The following is a 4,120-nucleotide window of genomic DNA, read 5'->3' as shown; positions in this document are numbered from 1 at the left end:
CCCGTGGGCCGTACCCGCACCACCCCGCCCGCCCACAGCAGGCCCGCCGAACTGCGGTTCGCCTTCGCCTCCTGCCAGGCCTGGCAGGACGGCTACTACACGGCCTACGACCACATGGCCGAGGAGGACCTCGACTTCGTCGTGCACCTCGGCGACTACCTGTACGAGTCGGGCGTGCGCGGCAACCGGCGCGGCGTCACCACCGACCCGAAGTTCCACACCGAGACCTTCGACCTGGCCCGCTACCGCCTCCAGTACGCCCTCTACAAGGCGGAGGAGCCTCTGCGGAAGGCGCACGCCCGCTTCCCCTGGATCGTCACCTTCGACGACCACGAGGTGGAGAACAACTGGGCCGGCGACCTCTCCCAGGCCGACACCGAACCCGACCAGGACCCCGCCGTCTTCCGGCAGCGCCGCGCCGCCGCCTTCCAGGCCCTCTACGAGCACCAGCCGTTGCGCCACACCCAGATGCCGCACGGCCCCGACCTGCGGGCCTACCGCCGGCTCCGCTACGGCCGCCTCGCCGACCTCACCATGCTGGACACCCGCCAGTACCGCGACGACCAGCCCGACGGCGACGGCGAGTCCGCCACCAGCACCGCCCGGTTCGACCCCGACCGCACCATCCTCGGCGCCCGGCAGCGCGACTGGGTGCTGGGCAACTTCTCGCGCTCGCCCGCCCAGTGGCAGATCCTCGGCAACCAGGCCCCCATGGGCCAGACCGACAAGGACCCCGGCTCCGCCGAACTGGTCTGGCTCGACCCCTGGGACGGCTACGTCGCCGACCGCAACCGTCTGCTCGCCGAGGCCGACCGGCGCGGCGTGCGCAACCTGGTCGTCGTCACCGGCGACCGCCACCAGAACTACGCCTGGGACCTCAAGCGCGACTACCAGGACCCCGAATCCCCGACCGTGGGCGCGGAGTTCGTCGGCACGTCGATCACCAGCGGCGGCGACGGCGTGGACGTCGGCCCCGACGGCGAGAGGTTCCTCGCCGCCAACCCGCACATGAAGTTCTTCAACTCCCAGCGCGGCTACGCCCGCGTCCACGTCGACCGCCGCGGCTGGACCACGGACTTCCGCGTCCTGCCGTACGTGCAGCGGCCCGGCGCCCCGGTCACCACCCGCGCGAGCGTGGTCGTCGAGGACCGGGTACCGGGGGTGCAGGTCTGACCGCGGCGGACCGCCCCTGCGAAAAGCCCTTTGCGGGGCGCCCGGCGCGGTCTAGACTCGGCGGTCGCATCGCGTGCCGGCCACCGTCCGGGTGGAGCATGGAGGTGCCGGGATATGCCCGTTGGAGGCATACCTTGTCCGTCCAGTTGAACCACACCATCGTCCACGCCCGGGACAACCGGGAGTCCGCCCGCTTCTTCGCGGAGCTGCTGGACCTGGAGATCACCGCCGAGTGGGGCCCGTTCGTGGCCGTCGAGCTCGCCAACGGCGTCACCCTCGACTTCGCCACCGTCCCCGAGGACCACCTCGCCACCCAGCACTACGCCTTCCTCGTCTCCGAGGAGGAGTTCGACGCCGCGTACGCCCGGATCACGGCCCGGGGCATCGAGCACTGGGCCGATCCGCGGCAGAGCCTGCCGGGAGAGATCAACCGCAACGACGGCGGTCGCGGCGTCTACTTCCTCGACCCGGCGGGCCACGCCATGGAACTGATCACGGTGCCGTACGGGGGCTGGAAGTGACGTCCGTCTTCCGGCGGACCACCCGGTAGGACACGGGGGTCCGCGGGCCGGGCCGCCCAGCTCACGCCCGTCACCCGACGGGCGTGACCGGCGGCCCGGCCCGCGGGGTCCGTCTCCGCGCGGCGGCTCAGCCGGTCACCGTGCGGACGGCCAGGACCGCGATCAGGGTGCTGGAGGCCAGGGCGGTCGCCAGGCGGCCGCGGTCGCCGGTGAGGACCCGCCCCAGCAGCGCGCCGCCCCCGGCCAGCAGCAACTGCCAGCTCGCGGAGGCCGCGAACGCCGCCAGCACGAAGACGGCCCGCTCCGCCGGCGCGGGGTCACCGGCGGCGTCGCCGCCGAGCACCAGGGCGGCGAAGTACACCACCGTCATGGGGTTGAGCAGCGTGATCCCCAGCAGCGTCAGGTAGGCCCGGCCCGGCCCGGTGGGGCTCCCCCCGGCCCGGGTCGCGGCCCGCCGCGCGCGGTAGGCGCGCACGGCGCCGACGGCGCCCAGCGCCGCGAGGGCCAGCAGCACCAGCGCGGAGGCCCACCGGAGCGGGTCCGCGAAGGGCCGCACGAACGCGGCGAGCGCGGAACCTCCGAGGACGGCGAGCAGCGCGTACAGCCCGTCCGCCGTGGCCACCCCGAGCGCCGCGCAGGCGCCGGTGCGCGGCGTGGTCCGCGCGCTCAGCGTCACCAGGTACGCGCCGACCGCCCCCACCGGCACGGCGATGCCGTACCCCGCGAGCAGCCCCGCGACCAGGGCCCCGTTCACCGGCGTGGGCGGGTCGCTCCCGGCAGGCCGGCGTGCCGCTGCTGTCGGCCCCGCGCCGATCGGGCGTCGGAATGCGGCAGCGGGCGCGCGGTGGTCGCGTTCATGCGCAGATGCTCCGCCGCGCGGACCGGGCCGCGCAACCACATTTCCGCGCCCTCGCACCCGTGCACGCGGCACGCCGCCTGCTCAGGCCGGTGGGAGATCGTCCTCCACCTCGTCCCGGGCCGTCACCCCGGCGACCCACAGCGGCATCAACAGGTGCGTGACCAGCACGGCGATCAGCACGGGTGCGGCATAGGCCGTGGGCGCGGCGCCGAGGGCCGCGCCCGTGCCGAGCAGGACGGCCACAGCCACCAGCAGCACCACCGTCATCGCCCGGTGGGCCAGCGCCTGGACCCGCGCCCGGTCGGCCAGCTGACGCTCGTCCAGGGCCCGGTCCCGCAGTTCGAGCAGACCACGGGTGGCACTGTTGATCACGCCGGTGCAGAACATCCACGGGAGCAGGAGCGCGGCCATCGGCACGATGAGCCAGTTCTGCTCCCGCTGCGCCAGGTACAGGTACGTCATGAGCCCGCCGAGCGCCGCGGTGAGCGCCACGTGGGCGGCGACCACCCCCTTGCGGCGACGGGCCGACGCGTACAGGGCCCGCCCCTCGCCCCGGTTCATCAGGCGCACCATGGCCCGGTCGTAGCGCGTGAGCCGGCCGGTCGTCATCACTGCTTCCCTCCGTAGACCTCTTCGGTGAGCGGCTGGAACGGCTCGAGGGAGAACAGCGCCTCCACCGGCAGCGCGAAGTACTTCGCGACCCGCAGCGCCAGGTCGAGGCTCGGGTTGTACTGCCCCCGCTCGATGTAGCCGATGGTCTGGTAGTGCGCGCCCACGGCCTCGGCCAACACCTGCCGCGACACCTTCCGCTCGGCGCGCACCATCGCCAGTCTGTTGTGCACCTGCTCGCTCATGTATAAGGAGTACTACATTTCGAGGCACACGGACTGCACGATTTCCGGCCAACGTGCCCGGGTCAGGCCGGGGTGGCCGTGGAGGACTCGGCGGTCTCCCAGGTGAAGCCGTCCGGGTCGGTGAACGGGCCGCCCGTGGCGCCGAGGGTGAGCCGGTGCGAGCCGGCGCCGTCGGCCGGGAGGCCGAGGTCCTTGGCCAGCCCGGGGCGCTTGTAGAGGGCGAGCTTGACGGGGAAGGCGTCCCCGGCGGCGAACTCGGCGTACTTGCCGCCGAAGCTGCGGGCGACGCTCAGGCCCTGCCCGGCGTAGAACCGCTTGCTCGCCTTCACGTCCTCCACCCCGAGGAGCAGGACCACGTCGTCGATCTCCCGGGTGGCGGGGCCGGCGTCCTTCTTCTCGGAGGTGGCGACCTTCCAGACCGTGCCGTCCGGCGCCTGGACGACACCGCCGTAGCCCCACAGGGACTTCGCGGCCGGCTTCAGCACCGTGGCGCCCGCCTCGACGGCGGCGTCGAGGAAGCCGTCCACGGTGGCGGGGCGGGAGACGGTGAGCGCCAGGGTGAAGCCGCGGAAGCCGGTGGTGGGTGCCTGGGAGGCCCGCAGGCGGATGTACCCGGCCACTCCGAAGGCGGCGTAGAAGCGGCGGGCGGACTCGACGTCGTCCACCTCGAGGGTGACGGAGGCGAGGGACGGGGACGCGGGGGACGCGGTGGT

The 4,120-nt window shown here is 73.7% G+C and carries 6 protein-coding genes; 2 read left to right on the top strand and 4 right to left on the bottom strand.

What is annotated here, in order from left to right:
- The coding region (locus ACOV8S_RS03225; protein WP_448315993.1) for an alkaline phosphatase D family protein at positions 1-1,173 on the top strand (1,173 nt) is incomplete at its 5' end.
- Positions 1,174-1,307: 134 nt separating this feature from the next.
- Entirely contained in the window at positions 1,308-1,694 is a 387-nt protein-coding gene (locus ACOV8S_RS03220) for a VOC family protein (protein ID WP_448315992.1), read from the top strand.
- A gap of 127 nt (positions 1,695-1,821) precedes the next feature.
- Here the strand turns inward: ACOV8S_RS03220 and ACOV8S_RS03215 are convergent, their stop codons facing one another.
- The 4 genes from ACOV8S_RS03215 to ACOV8S_RS03200 all read right to left on the bottom strand — a co-directional run.
- The gene (locus ACOV8S_RS03215) at positions 1,822-2,448 is read right to left on the bottom strand and encodes a LysE family transporter (RefSeq protein WP_448315991.1); all 627 of its coding nucleotides are present in this window, start codon (positions 2,446-2,448) and stop codon (positions 1,822-1,824) included.
- A gap of 186 nt (positions 2,449-2,634) precedes the next feature.
- Entirely contained in the window at positions 2,635-3,162 is a 528-nt protein-coding gene (locus tag ACOV8S_RS03210) for a hypothetical protein (RefSeq protein WP_448315990.1), read from the bottom strand.
- On the bottom strand, positions 3,162-3,407 hold the full coding sequence (locus tag ACOV8S_RS03205) for a helix-turn-helix transcriptional regulator (protein WP_448315989.1): 246 nt from the start codon (positions 3,405-3,407) through the stop codon (positions 3,162-3,164). The genes ACOV8S_RS03210 and ACOV8S_RS03205 overlap by 1 nt, the downstream gene beginning before the upstream one ends.
- Before the next feature lie 62 nt (positions 3,408-3,469).
- Positions 3,470-4,120, bottom strand: a 651-nt coding sequence (locus ACOV8S_RS03200; protein ID WP_448315988.1) for a glyoxalase, incomplete at its 5' end; no start/stop codon positions are given.

The sequence above is a fragment of the Streptomyces sp. CO7 genome, from assembly GCF_053474865.1.
This window is presented reverse-complemented; position numbering and strand designations above follow the sequence as displayed.